The following is an 18,038-nucleotide window of genomic DNA, read 5'->3' as shown; positions in this document are numbered from 1 at the left end:
GTTCAGTGATGAAGCCTTGTCGTTGCTTTTTTAATTGGGGAAGAAATGGAAATTAGGCCGGTGAGGATAGAGGATGCTGAGGGACTCTCCGATTTTTATTCTAGTAACGCGGATCATTTGCGCCAATGGGAGCCAGCCAGGGGGAGTGGTTACCATAGTCTTGGAGCGTGGCAGCAGAGATTACAGGGTTGGCATATGGAGCAACAGGAGGGGAGAGGAGCATACTTCCTGATTACTTTTCCGGAATCCTCCGGGGTTGTGGCTACTTGTTCTCTTACCAACATTGTTCGCGGGCCTTTTCAGGCATGTAATATGGGGTACGCGGTGGACAAAAATTTTGAAGGGAAGGGGATAATGTACTTATTGTGCGAATATGCAATTGCTTTCGCCTTCAAGGAGTTGGGGCTAAATCGGGTGATGGCAAATTACATGCCTGAAAATTATCGATCGGCAGCTCTTTTACGTCGGCTTGGTTTTGTGGTTGAAGGCAATGCTAAGCGTTATTTGTTGATTAATGGGCGCTGGGAGGACCATGTACTGACGGCGCTAGTTAAAGAATAAGAAGCCCTTTTAGTTTCCATAAGGTCGGATGGAGTACCAATTGGCATTTACTTCCTCGTGCCGTTATAGGAGTCTAAGGTAGGGATGGGATATTGTTGCTACCCTATTTCGATTTCAGATAAGACTCTGAATTTCAGCTTATGGTAAGGAGGAAGGAATGAATGGAAAGTGCCTCTGTGGCGCAGTCGAGTTTCAGCTGGATGAGCCACTACCAAGCCTTTATCAGTGTCATTGTTCGCTCTGCCGCAAACTGAGTGGCTCCGCATCAGATACTGCAATGTTTGTGGCGCGTGATCAGTTTCGCTGGGTGCGAGGGTTGGACAAGGTTTCTTCTTACCGCACTCCAACAGGATATCGCTCAGACTTTTGTAGCGGCTGCGGTAGTACAGTCCCCCACCTGATGAGCAACACCACGCACTTCTGGGTTCCCGCAGGATTGATAGAGGGGAGCTTGGAGAGTCAGGTAGTTGCCCATTTGCACGTGGATTCCAAGGCAACCTGGGATCTTATCGCCGGAAATGGCGAGCACTTTGCGGAGATGCCAGATCTGGAAGAGTTAACCCGCCTGTTACATGCCGATTTCGAAAAGGCAGAAACTGAATTGGCCGAAAGTTAATATTTGAAATACTGGATAAGCTAATTATTGTTCGGTGTTTTCACAAAACACAAACAAAAAAGCCCCGCTCTTTCGAGCAGGGCTTTTTTGTATATGGCGGACCGGACGGGACTCGAACCCGCGACCTCCGGCGTGACAGGCCGGCATTCTAACCAACTGAACTACCGGTCCGCATTCCTGTTTCTCTTTATTGCTCCTGCCTGGCAAGAGTAAGAGAAGTGGTGGGTGGTACAGGGGTCGAACCTGTGACCTACGGCTTGTAAGGCCGTCGCTCTCCCAACTGAGCTAACCACCCCGTGTCAGGAGCTGCGTATCTTAATGATATTTTTTTCACGGTCAACAGGTTTTTACGAAAAAGGTTTAAAAATAATTAATGGAATAAAAAAGCACCAACTTCTGCTTAAAGAATATTTGCTGTGAAATTATTTGGTTATTTTTTGGCAGAAAGTAAATGATTGCTGTCTTTTTGTTGGGGGCTTGCCCTGGTACTAATGGGTGGAATTAAATTGGTGTTGGCGGGGAGAATAATTTTTTTGTAGCGGCCGGTTTATCTGTGCGCGGCAAGTTTTTTAAGTGCGGAAAATGATCGTAAAAATTTGCCGGTCCTTTTTTTGGTTGGGTTGTGCTTTGTTGAGGGGAAGCTTCCATTAACTTGGAGTTAGGTTTGCTCGATCTGCCGGGGTCTGTTTTTAGTGGGTGTGGTTCTAATAATGGAAGATGAAAATTAAAGGAAAGAAAAAATAATCACAAACAAAAAAGCCCCGCTCTTTCGAGCAGGGCTTTTTGTATATGGCGGACCGGACGGGACTCGAACCCGCGACCTCCGGCGTGACAGGCCGGCATTCTAACCAACTGAACTACCGGTCCGCATTCCTGTTTCTCCTTATTGCTCCTGCCTGGCAAGAGTAAGAGAAGTGGTGGGTGGTACAGGGGTCGAACCTGTGACCTACGGCTTGTAAGGCCGTCGCTCTCCCAACTGAGCTAACCACCCCGTGTCAGGAGCTGCGTATCTTAATGATATTCTCCGCGGCGTCAACGCCTTTCTTGAATTTTTTTTGACTTTCAATGAGTTAAGGCAGTTAAGTGTGAAGTCGCGGGCGTGTCCGATGGCAGGTGTCGCTGTTATAATCAGCCAAATTTCCCATGGATAAAGCGTGAGAGAAGCTGTGAGACAAAAGAATTGGCTGGGCCAAATCCTTTTAGCGATGGCCGCTCTGAGTCTGTCCGTTATGGTGCAGGCGGTGGTAGAGACCGAAAAGTTATCCTCCCCGGAACTGGAAGCACGCTATCGGGTGCTGATTGAAGAGATGCGCTGTCCAAAGTGCCAGAACCAAAACCTGGCAGATTCTGATGCATCGATATCAACAGACTTGCGCCGTGAGATTCGCCGGCTGTTGGAAGAGGGTTTCACAGATAGAGAAATTATTGACTACATGGTAGCGCGATATGGGGATTTCGTTCTATACCGGCCACCGGTACAGAAAAACACTCTGGCCCTGTGGTTGGCTCCGGGTGTATTCGCCTTGATAGGCCTGTTAGCGCTGATCATTATTGTGACGCGCTCCCGAAGTGGAACCGGTGCGAGCCAGGATGATAACAGCGGGGCCTTGAGCGAAGACGAGCGGCGCAAATTGAAGAAACTGCTGGGTGAAGATCCCAGTGATTTGACTGATGGTGGGAAGAAGAGCAAATGACTGATATCTGGTTTGGTTTGGCGATCCTTTTGCTGGCGTTGGCCTTTGTCTTCTTATTGCCAGGGTTGCGCGCTGCAGGGACAAAACGCTCGGGCAGCAACAAGCAAGAGGCTTTAGCGGAGCTTTACCGCGAGCGCTCCCGTGAGTTACGTGCAGCTGTGCAGAGCGGGGCTATGGATGAAAAGCAGTTTGCCCAACTTGAGGCGGAAATGGCCCGTGAGCTTCTCAGTGCTCAGGAAGAGGTTCAGGCCTCCGCACCTACTAGGCGTGGTGCGGGCGCTTTGCTCGGCTTGGCGGTGGTAGTGCCGGTGGTGACAGTTGGAGCTTATATGATATCCGATCGGCCCGGTGAGGTGGCGCTCTATCGGGAGATTCTGGCTAGCCAGCAGGGGCAGACAGACGCAGAAGCTGAGAAGAGAATCACCAGTCAGCTCAAGGCGCGTATTGAAAGTCACCCTGAAGACTTGAGCACTCGTTATGTGTTGGCGCAAAGGTTGCTGGTAAGCGGAGATATTGTCGGTGCCGTTGAGGCCTATCGATATGTGGTGGAGCGGGAGCCTGAGGCGGCCTCTGTAAAAGCAGAGTTAGCCCAGGCGCTATTTTTCGCTGGCGGTTCAAAAATAACCGAGGAAATCCGCCTGTTGGTCGGGCAGGTCCTTGAATCCCAGCCCGGCAATGGCACGGCGTTGGGGTTGGCCGGGATAGCCGCGTACGAGGATAAGGAATACCGTAAAGCACAGGAGTACTGGCAGGCAGCCCTGCAACAGTTGGCACCAGGGTCGGCCGCTGCTGAAGCCCTTGCTGCGGGTGTTGCCCGGGCGGAAAAGGCGTTGGTGGATGCTGGTGAGCCGGTGGTTGTTGCCCGGGACCCTGGTGAAAAGGCAGGCCCCGAGATTCGCGTCCAGGTTAGTTTGGACAGCAGTGTCGAGGCCGAGGCTTCAACGCCTGTGTTTATCTATGCCCGCAGTGCTGAAAGCCCAATGCCGCTGGCGATAGTGCGGCTGACCGCGGGCCAGCTGCCTGCGGAGGTGGTTCTGGATGAATCTCGTGCGATGATGCCGGGCCGCTCTATTTCTACGGTCGAGTCGGTTCAGTTGGTTGCACGCCTGGCACTGCACGGTGACGCGCGTCCGGCAGCTGGGGATTGGCAGGGCACTATTAAAACCCTGCCAAAGGCCAGTTGGGATAAAGCGCAGTCCATTACCATCGACCAAAAATTGTAAGAGGTGGCGATGCGGGGCCTAATGGCCCCATCTTCTCCGTCGCTTAGAGCCGGCGCTGGGACTGTAATTTCTCGCCTTGTATTAAAGTGTATTGCGGCCAGAGAACTTGTTCGCGTCTAAATGGTCACAGGCGCACGAGGCAACGTCGTGAGTGGTTTGAGGTTGTTAATGCAAACTTACCGGGCTATTGAGTTGGCCTTGGGTACCAGTTGCAGCTTTAGAGCGATCTTGACTTGACCACAGGCCATTCCGGCCGATAATCCGCTTGAAAAGTAACTGTGAAGAATTGCGCTGAAAGCCCAGGCAGCGCCATGTACAATTGAGTGTTTGGTGATCGGGCCGGCAAAGATAAAAAATACCGAGTTTAAGAATACATGCGTCTGAAGTGCATCAAACTTGCGGGCTTCAAGTCCTTTGTTGACCCCACCACTGTCTACTTTCCTACAAACCTTAACTCGGTGGTAGGTCCCAATGGGTGTGGCAAATCAAATACCATTGATGCCGTGCGCTGGGTAATGGGGGAGTCGTCAGCGAAGAACCTGCGCGGTGATTCCATGACGGACGTCATCTTCAACGGTTCCAGTGGGCGTAAACCCGTGGGCCAGGCTTCTATCGAACTGGTTTTTGATAACTCTGCCGGCAAGCTCTCCGGTGCCTATGCCTCTTTTACAGAGATTTCCGTAAAACGAAAAGTGACGCGTGAAGGGCAGAATAACTATTACCTCAACGGTGAGAAATGTCGCCGCCGGGATGTGACAGACCTGTTCCTGGGAACCGGTCTTGGCCCACGCAGTTATGCGATTATCGAACAGGGCATGATCTCCAAGCTAATCGAGGCCAAGCCGGAAGAGCTGCGCGTTTATATTGAAGAAGCCGCCGGCATTTCCAAGTACAAGGAGCGGCGCCGAGATACTGAAAATCGTATGCGCCGCACCAATGAGAATCTGGAGCGTCTTACCGATATTCGAGACGAACTGGATCGACAACTGTCCCGGCTGGAACGGCAGTCCGCAGCAGCGGAAAAATATAGTCGCTTTAAAGAGGAAGAGCGCAGCTACAAAGCGAATTTACAAGCCCTTAAATACCGCGAACTCAACGATCAAAATACCGCTAAGCAGCAACAAATCGGTGAGCTGGAGCTGACGGTTGAGGAGTTGGTTACCCGACAGGTGAGCTGTGACACCGGCATTGAACAAAAGCGTGTTGGCTACCATGAGTTGTCCGACAGCTTCAATGAGGTGCAGGGCCGCTTTTATGCGGTTGGAGGTGATATTGCGCGCCTCGAGCAGAGTATTGCCCATGCCCGTGAACGTTCCACTCGCCTGCACTCCGACTTGGCGCAGACTGAACAGGAGTTCCGCGAAGCGGAGACCAACCTGGAAGTGGATCGAGAAAAGGCTGCCCAGTTCGAGGAGGAGCTCGAAGTAATTGTGCCGGATCTTGAAATGGTTCTCGCCGCCGAAGAGGAGTCCGCTAGTGGCTTACTTGAGGCCGAGGAGCAAATGCGCAACTGGCAAAATGAGTGGGACCAATTTAATCAGGGGGCTTCAGGTTCCCGCCAAAAGGCCGAGGTGCAACAGTCGCGCATCCAACACCTGGAGACTTCCGGGCAGCGATTGCTTGAGCGCATTAACAAGCTGATCGCAGAGCAATCCGGTCTTCAGGTCTCTGAGGATGACGAAGAGACCCTGCAGCTGAATGAAGAGCTCGCCGAGATGGAAATGCAGGCTCAGGAGCGCCGTGAAGAGACGGCTGAGCGACGCGAATCCCTGGACGGATTGCGCTCCCGCGAACAGGAGATGGCAGCTGACCTTGACCAATTGCGCTTACAACTACAGACCAGCCGCGGTCGCCAAGCCTCCTTGGAAGCGCTGCAGCAGGCGGCACTGGGGCAGGGTAAAGCTGTTGAGAGCTGGCTGCAGCAACAATCCCTTTGTGAAAGGCCGCGTCTTGCCGACCAGATCCAGGCTCAAGCCGGTTGGGAAACCGCAGTAGAAACGATAATGGGTTCACAGCTGCAGGCGGTCTGCGTGGATCAGCTAGAGAGCCTTGTTGAGGGGCTGGGTCAACTGCAGAGCGGCCAGGCAATCTTTATTGATGAGGCCAGTGTAGCGGCCCCCCCGATTCTTCATTACCCACGCTGGCCAATGTAGTACAGGGGCCGGCCTCTCTCACCGGGCTGCTTTCAGGCATTTACACTGCTGAAAACCTTACTGACGCACTGGCGAAGCGTTCTGAGCTGCGGGCTCATGAATCGATCGTAACCCGGGATGGTCTCTGGTTGGGGCCAAACTGGTTGCGTGTAAGCCGGGCCAGCGATGCGGAGGCCGGGGTGTTAGCCCGCAAGCAGGAACTGGAGGCATTGGCACAGGAGATTGCCCTGTGTGAAGAGCAGATAGAAAGTCTCAGTGAGCAGCGCGAATCCATGCGAGGTGATGCCGTAGACTTGGAGCGCGCAATTGAGCAGTCCCGACTGGATTCCGAACAACTCGGTCGCCGTGAGGCGGAGCTTCGCAGCCAGTTGTCTGCCCGTCGTGCTCGTGCAGAGCAGATGAGCGAGCGTCGCACTCGCATTGAGCAGGAAATTGCTGAAGTGCGTGAGCAGCAGGAGCTTGAAGGTGAATCCCTGTCTGAAGCGCGGTTGTTGCTGCAGGAAGCCGTGGAGGCGATGAGCGATGATACCGATCGTCGTGAAACGCTAATGGCGCGTCGCGAGGAATTGCGCGAAGCTTTGGATGCTGCGCGCCAGCGCGCCCGAGAGGACAAGGATCGCGCTCACGAACTGGCTATGCGCGAACAATCTGTGCGTACACAGATGGTCTCTTTGGAGCGCACCCTGCAGGTGATGAATGAACAGCTCGAGCGCCTGCGATTACGTCGCAACCAGTTGCAGGAGCAAATGGCTGAAACCGAAGACCCTTCCCAGGATTTCCAGGCTGAGCTGGAGGGGAAGCTGGGCGAGCGTATTGAGGTGGAAACCGAGCTGGCAGAAGCGCGTAAAAAGCTTGAGGAAGTGGAAAGCGGCCTGCGTGAGCAGGAGCAGGAGCGCCACAAGATTGAAGCGGCCTTACAAGGGGTACGTGCACAGCTTGAGCAAGAGCGTCTCGCCGCGCAAACCCTGGAGGTGCAGCGCAATGGTCTGGTTGAGCAGCTGCAAGAGAGTGATCACGATGTAGAGCAGCTTTTAGAACAGTTGCCCGGTGATCTCACCATCGCCCAGGTGCAGGAAGATTTGGAACTCGTGGCCGCGCGTATTTCGCGCCTGGGGCCGATTAACCTCGCGGCCATTGATGAATATAAGCAGGAGTCTGAGCGCAAGCATTACCTGGATCGCCAGTATGGCGACCTGATGGATGCGCTGGAGACTCTGGAAAATGCAATTAAGAAAATCGACAAGGAGACGAGAACCCGCTTCAAGGAGACCTTTGACCAGGTCAATGCGGGGCTGCAGGAACTCTTTCCGAAAGTATTCGGGGGCGGTAATGCCTATCTGGAGCTTACAGGTGAGGATCTGCTCGATACTGGAATCGCAATTATGGCGCGCCCACCGGGCAAGCGTAATAGTACCATTCACCTGCTATCTGGCGGGGAGAAGGCACTTACTGCGATCGCTCTGGTTTTCTCTATTTTCCGTCTGAATCCAGCACCTTTCTGTATGTTGGACGAGGTGGATGCTCCTCTCGATGACGCTAACGTAGGTCGCTACGCTCGAATGGTTAAAGAAATGTCAGAACATGTTCAGTTCATCTATATTACCCACAACAAGATCGCAATGGAGATGGCAGATCAGCTGCTGGGGGTAACCATGCATGAGCCGGGTGTATCTCGCCTGGTATCGGTGAATGTGGAAGAAGCCGCTGAGCTGGCTTCCGCATAAGAGCGTAAAAGGAGAGGCGCTTAAAATGGATAACTGGCTGGTTACAATCCTGGTAGTAGTGCTGCTTATCGCGGTATTGGATGGTGTGCGCCGCGCAATCATGCGGCAGCGGGCGGCTGTAAAAGTCTCCCGAAATTTATCCAAGGCGATGCAATCTGAGGTGGACAGTGAAGCTGACCCCGTCTCAAAATCGGCCCCCAAACCTACCGCTGATGATACACCGAGCAAACCCCGTGATGAACGTGCTGAGGAGAGGCAGGCGAACAGTGAACTGCCTGGCCAAGTGCGCGTAGTTCAGCGCCGCGCAATGGAAGATGCCCTGCACGTCAACCGCCAGGTGCAAGAGAGTTTTATTTCCTCGCGTAAGCCCCTCGCAGGGAGTACACCCCAGCGCAAACTGGAAGAGCAGGGTGTGCTTGATCTGGAAGAGCAGGTACCTACCTTAATGGAGTCCATTAGTGAAGAGCAGCGTTTTGAGCCGGAACTGAATGAATCCGAGAGCCTGCATGCGATCAGTGAGGACAGGGCAGAAACCACAACTTCCCCGAAAATGAGCCTCCTGCACACCGGGATCCAGGCCCGCAAGTGCCTTTGGCTGATGAGTACCCCCAGGAAAAAGTACCGGTGCGCGACGAAGTTCTTGTCATTAATGTGATGGCTCCGGAAGGGGATTACTTTGAGGGCAATGATCTCCTGCGGGTGATGGTGGCTTCGGGTATGCGTTTTGGCGAAATGAATATTTTCCATTACCACGAGGGTGGTGGAGCCGATGGAGCGGTTATTTTCAGCCTGGCAAATATCGTTGTGCCGGGCGTTTTTGATCTCGCCCAGATGGAGGAGTTTGCCACTCCCGGGGTTAGCCTGTTCCTGGCGTTGCCGGTAGAGGGGGAAGCGATCAAGGCATTTGATCAGCTGTTGTCCACCGCTTACACCATCGCCAAGTTGCTCGGTGGGGAGCTGAAAGATGAAAATCGCAGTGTTTTCACTGCCCAGACCGCTGAGCACTATCGCCAGCGTGTCATGGAATACCAGCGCCGCCGCGCATTGGCTATGGCACAGAACTGATAGCGAAAACTTTTATTTGTCAGTAACAGCGGCCCCAGGCCGCGGTGGAATCCCCTGGGTTTTGACCGCGGCCTGGGGCCGCTGCTGTATACCAAATTCAAATTTCTTTTTTACCTGTTTTTCAATTGAATTGTTGATGACCATACAAACTATTCCCAAGCAGACCCGCGATCGGGTGCAGGAGTTGCACGAACTGCTCCAGCGAGCGAATTACCAGTATTACGTATTGGATGATCCGGAGCTGCCGGATGCGGAATATGATCGACGTTTGCGGGAATTGCAGGATATTGAACAGCAGTTTCCTGAACTGCAGACTGCAGATTCGCCTACCCAGCGGGTTGGTGCTGAGCCCCTGTCCTCCTTTGCCGAGGTACGCCATGAAGTGCCGATGCTTTCGCTCGACAATGCATTTAATGATGAAGAGTTGGTGGAATTTGATCGCCGGGTATGCGAGCGATTGAATAGCCGGGGGCCAATTGAATATGCCTGTGAGCCAAAGCTCGATGGTATTGCTATCAGCCTTTTGTACCGAGATGGTGTTCTCCAGCGCGCGGCTACCCGTGGTGATGGCACCACCGGCGAGGATATTACACAAAATGTGCGAACGGTGGGTTCGGTGCCATTGCGCTTGCGTCAGGCAAAAGGGGTTGCCAAGTTTCCCGCTGTTCTGGAAGTGCGCGGTGAGATTTATATGCCCAAGGCGGGATTTACCGAGCTGAATCGCAAGGCTGCCGCAGCGGGTGAAAAGTTGTTCGTCAATCCGCGCAATGCCGCAGCCGGTAGTTTGCGTCAACTTGACTCCCGTATCACTGCCCTGCGCCCATTAGAACTTTGCGCCTATGGTACCGGGCTGGTAGAGGGGGCGCGCCTGCCGGAGGAGCATATAGCAACTCTGGAATTGTTGGGGCAATGGGGGTTTCGCATTAATAGCGAGATGCGTGTGGCAGAAGATATCCAGGCTTGTATCGATTATCACAAAGAGCTGGGGGAGAAGCGCGAGAGCCTGCCTTACGATATCGACGGTATTGTATTTAAGGTTAATAGCATACCCCTTCAACGGCGATTGGGCTTCGTGGCTCGGGCACCTCGCTGGGCTATGGCTTATAAATTTCCCGCCCAGGAAGAAATGACCGAGCTTCTCGATGTGGAATTCCAGGTGGGGCGCACAGGTGCGGTAACACCGGTAGCTCGGTTAAAACCGGTATTTGTCGGTGGGGTTACCGTCTCCAACGCAACTCTGCATAACCGCGATGAAATTCAGCGCCTCGGAGTTATGATTGGCGATACTGTCGTTATTCGCCGTGCTGGTGATGTAATTCCGCAGGTAGTTTCGGTGGTGGAGACGAAGCGGCCGAAGGATGCCAAGGCAATTGAATTTCCCACGCACTGTCCGGTATGTGATTCGCCTGTTGAGTCGACACCCGGTGAAGCCGTAGCCCGCTGTAGCGGTGGTTTGATTTGCAGCGCCCAGCGCAAGCAGGCCATCAGACATTTCGCCTCGCGCAAGGCCATGGATATTGACGGTCTCGGAGACAAATTGGTGGAGCAACTGGTGGATGAGGGGCTGCTGCATTCTGTTTCCGGGCTCTATCACCTTGAACTCGAACAGTTGGCGGGTCTTGAGCGTATGGGGCAAAAGTCCGCGCAAAATCTGTTGGATGCGCTGGAGCGCAGTAAAGATACCACTCTGCCGAAGTTCCTCTATGCATTGGGGATACGCGAAGTCGGTGAGGCGACTGCGCGAAATCTGGCGCGGTATTTTGGCACCCTGGAAGCATTGATGGCTGCTGATGAAGAGGCTTTACAGGAAGTAGATGATGTCGGCCCGACAGTAGCTCACTTCGTTGCTGAGTTTTTCCAGCAGACCCATGCTCAAGAGGAAATCGAAGCTCTACGCCAGGCTGGAGTACATTGGCCAGCGGAGGAAACGGGTGGTGAGGAGCAACCTCTATCAGGGCAGACCTGGGTGCTCACCGGAAAACTCGAAACCCTTTCCCGAAGTGAAGCCAAAGACTACTTGCAGCGTCTTGGAGCCAAGGTGGCTGGTAGTGTGTCAGCAAAAACTCATCATGTTGTGGCGGGCCCGGGAGCGGGCTCAAAGCTGAACAAAGCGCGGGAGCTTAACATTCCGGTAATGGATGAGGAGGGTTTAATGGAAATGCTGCGCCAGAGGGGCTTTGAAATATAACTTCCGCCTCGTGGGTGCTGTGAAACAGTACCCGCGGTTTCCGTTAATTCCCGCTCAACATAAATGATCGCCCGCGGAGTTATGGCTTTCTTGCCGCTTCGCCGTTAAAGTGCATCTCCAAGATCTTTTTTGCCCTGGGTACCTGATGTCCGGTGGCGCTGCGGTAAGGAATGGAATTAATGCTTCAGGGCGATCAGGAATCCATAGTTTACGGTTGTATCAAAGACAGCAATAGTCTTAGCGGCGGCAGTGAACGTCGCCGGGTTAACCGCAATGCGGTCCTGGCCTTACCTAGTGCCGATGAGTGGCCTTTTCTTTGTCGCGATATGTTTTCCATCCCTACCATCAAGGTAAAGCAGTCCCAGTACCAAACTGACGTAATTCATTTCGGTGCCTCATACCGGGCTGTGGAGTATGAGTGGGATATGTGGATTCAGAAGTTTGAAGAGCTGCTGAAGAGCATGTACTGGGTGTCGGCAACTGTACATTTGGAAACTGAGTTGTCGGGAGTCCACTCTTTTAGCTGGGAGGCAGCCGGCCTCTATCATGAGCCGGGTAGTGGCGATATGCAGGTGCGCTGCGAGTGGACACAGGAAGGGCGTGTCAGTGTCTAAGAATTTACAGCCGAGGCTCTCAGGCAATAATCCCGTCAGCTAATATTTTCTCTATCGCCAGCTATCCAGCTGGCACAGTCGCTGTTGCACTACTAGAGTCACAGATTTTGATGTACTGGTTCGATTCGGCAACTATATTCCCAGTGAATGCCTTTCAGTGAAACGATGGTCTGGTAAAGTGCCTCTGTCATTTGGCAAAAACAAAGCCAATGATTGGCAATAAAGCCGGATTATAAGAAATGGCGCCTGGGGCGCCTTATCAGGAAGGAATGATCATGATCAAAGCAAGCTCTCTACTCTTTGCCAGCGCCCTGATGCTGTCGCCGTTGTTACACGCGGCGGAGCATGAATCCAAAACCGATATGGCCAGCAAGGCGCCGGAGAATGCCAAACTCTATATTATTTCCCCCAAGGATGGCGAGAAGGTTCCTCGGACATTTACTGTGAAGTTTGGTTTGTCTGGTATGGGGGTGGCTCCGGCTGGAGTGGATAGTGAAAATACCGGGCACCACCACCTGCTGATCGACGTGGATGAAATGCCGGATATGAGTAAGCCGCTACCTGCGAGTGAGAACATTATCCACTTCGGCGGTGGCCAGACAGAGACCCAGGTCACTTTGCCGCCAGGTAAACATACTTTGCAGCTGGTACTGGGTAATTACATGCATGTACCCCATGAAAAGCCGGTGATGTCCAAGAAGATCACTATCGAAGTAGAGTGATCCACGGCATAAAACGATAGTCACCGGTGTGCCTTGGTACACCTTGAGGAAGAGCAATGAGCGACAAATTCCGCACTGAAAAGGACAGCCTCGGTGAAATCCAGGTGCCGCAGGCAGCGCTCTACGGGGCCCAAACACAGCGTGCGGTGGAAAATTTCCCAGTCAGTGGCAAGGGTCTACCGACAGAGTTTATTCAGGCTGTAGTGCTGATTAAGAAGTCGGCGGCCGAGGCAAATCGAGACTTGGGGCTGCTGGATAAAGCGCGAGCAGCGGCGATCATCGCTGCCTGCGACAGTCTTGGCGATCCGGAGTTTGCCGCTCACTTCCCAGTGGATATTTACCAGACTGGCTCGGGCACCAGCTCGAATATGAACGTTAACGAGGTGTTGGCACACCTGGCCGGTAAGGGTAATGGGCTCGCTATCAGTCCTAATGATCACGTCAATATGAGCCAGAGCAGTAATGACGTAATCCCCACGGCAATTCATGTCTCTGCGCTGCTTGCGGTGCGCGATAAATTGTTGCCCGCCTTGCGCCACTTACATACCCGCTTGTGTGATAAGGCGGAGGAAGTGCAAAGTGTGGTCAAAACCGGCCGTACTCACCTGATGGATGCGGTGCCTATGACCATGGCACAGGAAGTGGGAGCCTGGGCAGCGCAGGTAGAGGACTGCCGCGAGCGGATCCGTGGGACCATGCCGCGCCTGGCGCAGCTGGCCCAGGGGGGACTGCAATCGGCACAGGGCTAAATGCCCACCCGGATTTTTCCGAGCTGTTTGCACAAAAGCTCAGCGCTCACACCTCACAACAGTTTCGCCCCGCAGACAACCTGTTTGCCGCTATCTCAAGTCAGGATACGTCAGTAGAGCTGTCTGGACAGCTCAAGGTACTGGCGGTGGCGATGATGAAGATCGCCAACGATCTACGCTGGATGAATAGTGGTCCCCTGGCCGGAGTAACTGAGATAGCACTTAAGGCCCTGCAACCGGGTAGCAGTATTATGCCGGGTAAGGTTAATCCGGTAATTGCCGAGTCGGCGGCCATGGTAGCTGCGCGGGTGATGGGTAATGACACCACGATTACCGTGGCCGGGCAGAGCGGTAACTTCCAGTTAAATGTTATGTTGCCACTAGTGGCCAGTACCTTGCTCGAAAGCATTCATCTGCTTGCCAATGCATCACTTCTGCTGGCGGACCGTGCTATCGCTGGCTTTACGATAAACCGGGCGCACATAGAGGAGACGTTGGGACGCAACCCTATATTGGTGACGGCGCTAAATCCTGTAATTGGTTATCTTAAGGCAGCGGAGATTGCCAAGGCCGCCTACAGCAGCGGCAGGCCAGTATTGGATGTAGCTTTGGAAATGACTGATCTTGACCGCAAGACCCTTGAAGATCTTTTGGATCCTGCGCACCTGGCGAAGGGCGGTTTGGTCGGTGAGTAACTGGGTTTCAGGCAAATATGGCGATGCCCAGCATGATTAGGGTGATAATCGCTGTCATGCACATCATCCAGCGAAATAGGCGCAACAGGGTGGCCTGATCCTCGGGTTCCAGCATTCTTCTGGGCATCCTCGCCTCCTGCGGCGTTGACAGATACCTGCCAATCCCTCACGATTCGACGCCGCGTCGGTACCTGAGACCGACAATACAATGGTAGCGCCACAGAAAGTGGTAATCTCACCGGTTTTACAATCAATTTATTCAGATCACCATGGCCAATAAAAGTCGCCGCTCCTTTATTACCAGCGTACTTGCCTGTGTCGCATTTGTCGTGGCAGCGATTTATAGCTGGGACCTGCCTGTCAGAGACGTTGTGTACTACTTCCTACTTCTTCTGGTAGTGCTGTTTGTCATTATTGTAGTTGCGATGGGGTTTGGGGCTTTGTTGAACTGGCTGCGCAGGCGAAAGTAGATAGATGGCGTCAGAAGAGGATATCCGCATACCGATTGCCTACCTGGAGCGTTTGCTGGAGGAGGCGATTCGCCATGGTTGCGATCGCAAAGAGTTACTCAACTCAGTCGGCATTGATGAAGCCGAGCTTGAGGGCGTTGCCGCTTTCTCCGCGATCAGGTACGGCCGGCTGTACCAGAGGGTAATGTGGCTGGCCCAAAATGAGTGGTTTGGCATGCTCAGTGGCGGGCGTGTGCGCTCAGGCTCTTTCCGCTTACTGTGTCTGGCAGTGGTAAATTGCGCGACTTTGCGTCAAGCGATCACACTGTGTGCCGAGTTTATGGAGATCTGTAGGGGCTTTAAGGTGAAGCCCGTGCTTGAGGGAGACCCCTCCGGGCGTGTGAGGGTAGAGATTCATGGCATTTCTTCTTTGGAGGAAGGCGAGTTTGATCAGCTGTTAGCCTCCACCAGTCCCAGTGTGGTGCGCACAACTTTGGCGGTTTGGCACCGCTTCTATTGCTGGCTTGCCGGGCGCGAGGTGCCCTTAGCGCGTCTGCACTTTTCATTCCCGTGCCCGGAAGAATTCCGCAGCCTGGCCCAGAGCGAGGCTGATGAGTTACTGTTCGAGCAGCCATTTAATGCCCTCGAATACGATACGCGCTATCTCGAGTATCCTGTTGTGCAGAGCCCGCAGATGGTCGAGGATTTTATCCGTACCGCGCCCTACCACCTGGTGATCAGCGACGGCAGCGCGAACAGTATCAAAACAAAAGTGAAAACCATCCTGAATCGGGATGTGAGTGAATCCATGCCTGCAGCGGAGGCGGTGGCAGATCGCCTCAATATGTCTGTGACAACCCTGCGCCGTCGATTGCAGCAGGAGGGGACTTCCTATCAGAAACTGAAGGATGAGTGTCGCATGGAGGCTGCTTTTCACTATTTAAGCTGCCCAGACCTGTCTAATGGACAGATTGCCGAGATGCTTGGCTTCGACGAATCCAGTGCATTTTTTCGCGCGTTTAAGAAGTGGACAGGTATCACGCCAGGTGAGTATCGGCGGGGCGGTCGCGCCGCTGCCGGCCTGGATATTTGACCGGGTTGGTCACATTTTTTCGAATTCCCGCCTCGATTTGTCACCGCTTTGGACGGATTTAGCCATAGAGAGGGCTGCCGGCTTACTACTATGATGAACAAATCCTAGTAATTAGTCACAACTATGACCGGCCAGTTTTGCGCTTGGTCCTAAACATAAACAAATTGAGGGTATCAGGATGACCGATATCAAAGTGCCACTGCGTGATATGCGTTTCGTCATGCGCGAGATGCTGGACTCAGACAAGCATTACGAGTCACTTGGATTTGAGGAGGCGACTCCTGATGTCGTGGATGCCATCCTGGAAGAGGGTGCGAAGTTCTGTGAAAACGTACTGGCACCGCTGAATCAGGTTGGCGACCAGCAGGGTTGTACCTGGAAAGACGGTGAGGTCACCACCCCGGAAGGTTTTAAAGAAGCCTATCAACAGTTCGTAGAAGCTGGCTGGCCGGCATTGCCCCACGATCCCGAGTATGGCGGTCAGGGCCTGCCGCCCTCTCTGGGCACCATCATGAGCGAAATGGTGGGTATCGCTAACTGGTCTTGGGGCATGTACCCGGGCCTGTCCCACGGCGCCATGAATACCCTGGAAGAGCATGGTACCGATCAGCAGAAGGCCGTTTACCTGACCAAGCTGGTTGAGGGTAGCTGGACTGGCACCATGTGCCTGACCGAGCCTCACTGCGGTACTGATCTGGGTATCTTGCGTACCAAAGCTGAGCCCACCGGAGACGGCTCCTACGCAATTACCGGTACCAAAATCTTTATTTCTGCCGGTGAGCACGACATGACTGAAAACATCGTGCATATCGTACTGGCGCGCCTTCCGGATGCGCCGGCTGGCACCAAGGGTATCTCCCTGTTTATCGTGCCCAAGTTTGTACCTAATGCTGATGGTTCTGTCGGTGAGCGCAACGGCGTTGTGTGTGGTTCCCTGGAACACAAAATGGGTATTCACGGTAATGCCACTGCAGTTTTGAACTTTGACGGTGCAAAAGGCTTTTTGATTGGCGAGCCCAACAAAGGCCTGAACTATATGTTCACCTTTATGAATACCGCGCGCCTGGGTACGGCTCTGCAGGGTCTTGCTCACTCAGAAATCGGCTTCCAGAAGTCCCTGGCTTACGCCAAGGACCGTCTGCAAATGCGCTCCCTGTCCGGCGCCAAGAACCCTGAAGGCCCGGCTGATCCGATCATCGTACACCCCGATGTTCGCCGTATGCTGTTGACCCAAAAGGCTATCGCTGAAGGCAGCCGCATGCTGGTTGCCAACTGTGCGCTGCTGGTAGACATTACCCACAAGGGTGACGAGGCTGCTAAGAAAGAAGCTGAAGACCAGCTGGCTTTCCTGACGCCGATTGCCAAAGCATTTATCACTGAAGCCGGCCTTGAGTCTGCCAACCTGGGCCTGCAGTGCTTTGGTGGCCACGGTTACATTGCCGAGTGGGGTATGGAGCAAAATGTACGTGATGCACGTATCTCTACTATCTATGAGGGCACTACCGGTGTTCAGGCTCTCGACTTGTTGGGCCGCAAGGTGCTGATGACTCAGGGCGAACTGCTGCGCGGTTTCACCAAGAAGGTACACAAGTTCTGCCAGGCGGAAATTGATAATGAAGCGCTTGCACCTTTCGTGACCAAGCTGCAGGAGCTGAACAAGCAGTGGGGCGATTTGACCCTGCATGTTGGTGGTAAAGCAATGGAAAACCCGGATGAAGTTGGTGCGGCTTCTGTCGACTACCTGATGTTCTCCGGTTATACCGTACTCGGTTACTTGTGGGCCCGTGCCGCCAAACTGGCCAATGAGAAACTTGCAGAAGGTACCGCTGAAGCAGATTTCTACCAGGCCAAGCTGAAGACTGCGCGTTTCTACTTCGAGCGTATTCTGCCACGTACCGCCAGCCACGCAGCGACCATGCTTAGTGGTGCGGCCAACCTAATGGATCTGGACGCTGAGCATTTTGCGTTCTAATTCCACTCCCAGTAAAAAAACCGCCGGTTCTTACCGGCGGTTTTTTTACCGGCGCCGTAGTGGTTAATAACGGAGAGATTCCGATGCAATTGCCGGATTCAGTGCAGCAGCGCCTTCGGCGTCTAGCTTGTTTGCACCCACTTGCTCGGGTACAGTTTCGGCTGCCGGACGCCTGTGATTTTTTTGTTTATATCACTGGTAGTGCCAATGACCTTGAGGTGGTATCCGAATTCGGACAAGCAGAACAGCCGGCACTAATATTAGAAATGGCTAACCAAACGCTCAAAGCAATATTGGATGGTCATTTAAACGCGCGCCATGCCTTTCTCTTGGGGGACGTTCAGTACACGGGGGATAGAGAGCTGGCGGCGGCCTTGGCAGGTTTATTTCCTGCGCGGAGTAAAAAGGAGATATGTTTGGAGAGGCATGAAAGCACCTCTTTTTCACTATCTCGCAAGATACTACAAACAATAAATAAATTCTCGCTGGCGCCTTTAGATGGCAGGTTTCGTCTATAAGG

Annotated in this window: 13 protein-coding genes, 4 tRNA genes and 2 pseudogenes; 15 read left to right on the top strand and 4 right to left on the bottom strand. The window is 53.4% G+C overall.

The genetic code is table 11. The annotated features are described in order from the left end of the window. The first annotated feature begins 45 nt into the window (after positions 1–45). Positions 46–561 carry a GNAT family N-acetyltransferase gene (locus P3339_RS15415; RefSeq protein WP_282951074.1) on the top strand — a complete coding sequence of 172 codons (516 nt, stop codon included), beginning with the start codon at positions 46–48 and terminating at the stop codon, positions 559–561. Between the two features lie 157 nt (positions 562–718). Further along, positions 719–1,177 carry a GFA family protein gene (locus tag P3339_RS15410; RefSeq protein ID WP_020414777.1) on the top strand — a complete coding sequence of 153 codons (459 nt, stop codon included), beginning with the start codon at positions 719–721 and terminating at the stop codon, positions 1,175–1,177. A 94-nt stretch (positions 1,178–1,271) separates the two neighbouring features. On the opposite strand, the gene P3339_RS15405 is transcribed toward P3339_RS15410, so the two are convergent. The 4 genes from P3339_RS15405 to P3339_RS15390 form a co-directional block, all read right to left on the bottom strand. Next, positions 1,272–1,348, bottom strand: a tRNA-Asp gene (locus tag P3339_RS15405). A gap of 48 nt (positions 1,349–1,396) precedes the next feature. Beyond that, positions 1,397–1,472: transfer RNA gene (locus P3339_RS15400), tRNA-Val, on the bottom strand. Positions 1,473–1,967: 495 nt separating this feature from the next. After that, positions 1,968–2,044, bottom strand: a tRNA-Asp gene (locus P3339_RS15395). Positions 2,045–2,092: 48 nt separating this feature from the next. Further along, positions 2,093–2,168: transfer RNA gene (locus P3339_RS15390), tRNA-Val, on the bottom strand. Positions 2,169–2,343: 175 nt separating this feature from the next. Between P3339_RS15390 and P3339_RS15385 the strand changes: the two genes are divergently transcribed. The 13 genes and pseudogenes from P3339_RS15385 (at position 2,344) to P3339_RS15325 (ending at position 18,036) form a co-directional block, all read left to right on the top strand. Beyond that, positions 2,344–2,871 carry a cytochrome c-type biogenesis protein gene (locus P3339_RS15385; protein ID WP_245556722.1) on the top strand — a complete coding sequence of 176 codons (528 nt, stop codon included), beginning with the start codon at positions 2,344–2,346 and terminating at the stop codon, positions 2,869–2,871. After that, positions 2,868–4,094: a c-type cytochrome biogenesis protein CcmI gene (gene ccmI / locus P3339_RS15380; RefSeq protein ID WP_020414779.1), complete on the top strand. Its 1,227-nt coding sequence runs from the start codon at positions 2,868–2,870 to the stop codon at positions 4,092–4,094. Before P3339_RS15385 ends, ccmI begins: the two co-directional genes overlap by 4 nt. 374 nt (positions 4,095–4,468) lie before the next feature. After that, a pseudogene (gene smc / locus P3339_RS15375) lies at positions 4,469–7,971 on the top strand (chromosome segregation protein SMC). Positions 7,972–7,996: 25 nt separating this feature from the next. Then, positions 7,997–8,626 carry a hypothetical protein gene (locus P3339_RS15370; protein ID WP_282951073.1) on the top strand — a complete coding sequence of 210 codons (630 nt, stop codon included), beginning with the start codon at positions 7,997–7,999 and terminating at the stop codon, positions 8,624–8,626. Next, positions 8,596–9,036, top strand: coding sequence for a cell division protein ZipA (zipA, locus tag P3339_RS15365; RefSeq protein WP_282951072.1), 441 nt, complete (start codon positions 8,596–8,598; stop codon positions 9,034–9,036). Before P3339_RS15370 ends, zipA begins: the two co-directional genes overlap by 31 nt. Before the next feature lie 136 nt (positions 9,037–9,172). Continuing rightward, positions 9,173–11,224: an NAD-dependent DNA ligase LigA gene (ligA, locus tag P3339_RS15360; protein WP_282951071.1), complete on the top strand. Its 2,052-nt coding sequence runs from the start codon at positions 9,173–9,175 to the stop codon at positions 11,222–11,224. A 179-nt stretch (positions 11,225–11,403) separates the two neighbouring features. Further along, complete coding sequence (locus tag P3339_RS15355) at positions 11,404–11,838, top strand: hypothetical protein (protein WP_020414783.1); 435 nt, start codon at positions 11,404–11,406, stop codon at positions 11,836–11,838. A 275-nt stretch (positions 11,839–12,113) separates the two neighbouring features. Then, positions 12,114–12,560 carry a DUF4399 domain-containing protein gene (locus tag P3339_RS15350; RefSeq protein WP_020414784.1) on the top strand — a complete coding sequence of 149 codons (447 nt, stop codon included), beginning with the start codon at positions 12,114–12,116 and terminating at the stop codon, positions 12,558–12,560. A gap of 56 nt (positions 12,561–12,616) precedes the next feature. Continuing rightward, positions 12,617–14,004: pseudogene (locus P3339_RS15345) on the top strand (class II fumarate hydratase). A 269-nt stretch (positions 14,005–14,273) separates the two neighbouring features. Next, positions 14,274–14,474 (top strand): hypothetical protein, encoded by a 201-nt coding sequence (locus P3339_RS15340; protein ID WP_020414787.1) that lies wholly within the window; start codon positions 14,274–14,276, stop codon positions 14,472–14,474. Positions 14,475–14,478: 4 nt separating this feature from the next. After that, on the top strand, positions 14,479–15,546 hold the full coding sequence (locus P3339_RS15335) for an AraC family transcriptional regulator (RefSeq protein WP_020414788.1): 1,068 nt from the start codon (positions 14,479–14,481) through the stop codon (positions 15,544–15,546). 178 nt (positions 15,547–15,724) lie between these two features. Further along, positions 15,725–17,518: an acyl-CoA dehydrogenase C-terminal domain-containing protein gene (locus P3339_RS15330; protein WP_020414789.1), complete on the top strand. Its 1,794-nt coding sequence runs from the start codon at positions 15,725–15,727 to the stop codon at positions 17,516–17,518. A gap of 83 nt (positions 17,519–17,601) precedes the next feature. Beyond that, a complete protein-coding gene (locus P3339_RS15325) occupies positions 17,602–18,036 on the top strand; it encodes an SCP2 sterol-binding domain-containing protein (RefSeq protein WP_282951070.1) in 435 nt (144 codons plus the stop codon). Positions 18,037–18,038 lie beyond the last annotated feature (2 nt).

The sequence above is a fragment of the Microbulbifer sp. MLAF003 genome, from assembly GCF_030012965.1.
Taxonomy (GTDB): Bacteria; Pseudomonadota; Gammaproteobacteria; order Pseudomonadales; family Cellvibrionaceae; genus Microbulbifer; species Microbulbifer variabilis.
The sequence above is the reverse complement of the archived record's forward strand: the minus strand, read 5'-3'. Positions and strand labels throughout refer to the sequence as shown.

Bases quoted from the DNA above. Each gene is read 5' to 3' on its own strand.
- P3339_RS15350 (WP_020414784.1), top strand. From the start codon at position 12,114: ATGATCAAAGCAAGCTCTCTACTCTTTGCCAGCGCCCTGATGCTGTCG.
- ccmI (WP_020414779.1), top strand. From the start codon at position 2,868: ATGACTGATATCTGGTTTGGTTTGGCGATCCTTTTGCTGGCGTTGGCC.
- P3339_RS15355 (WP_020414783.1), top strand. From the start codon at position 11,404: ATGCTTCAGGGCGATCAGGAATCCATAGTTTACGGTTGTATCAAAGAC.
- P3339_RS15340 (WP_020414787.1), top strand. From the start codon at position 14,274: ATGGCCAATAAAAGTCGCCGCTCCTTTATTACCAGCGTACTTGCCTGT.
- P3339_RS15330 (WP_020414789.1), top strand. From the start codon at position 15,725: ATGACCGATATCAAAGTGCCACTGCGTGATATGCGTTTCGTCATGCGC.
- P3339_RS15410 (WP_020414777.1), top strand. From the start codon at position 719: ATGAATGGAAAGTGCCTCTGTGGCGCAGTCGAGTTTCAGCTGGATGAG.
- P3339_RS15370 (WP_282951073.1), top strand. From the start codon at position 7,997: ATGGATAACTGGCTGGTTACAATCCTGGTAGTAGTGCTGCTTATCGCG.
- P3339_RS15325 (WP_282951070.1), top strand. From the start codon at position 17,602: ATGCAATTGCCGGATTCAGTGCAGCAGCGCCTTCGGCGTCTAGCTTGT.
- P3339_RS15335 (WP_020414788.1), top strand. From the start codon at position 14,479: ATGGCGTCAGAAGAGGATATCCGCATACCGATTGCCTACCTGGAGCGT.
- P3339_RS15415 (WP_282951074.1), top strand. From the start codon at position 46: ATGGAAATTAGGCCGGTGAGGATAGAGGATGCTGAGGGACTCTCCGAT.
- ligA (WP_282951071.1), top strand. From the start codon at position 9,173: ATGACCATACAAACTATTCCCAAGCAGACCCGCGATCGGGTGCAGGAG.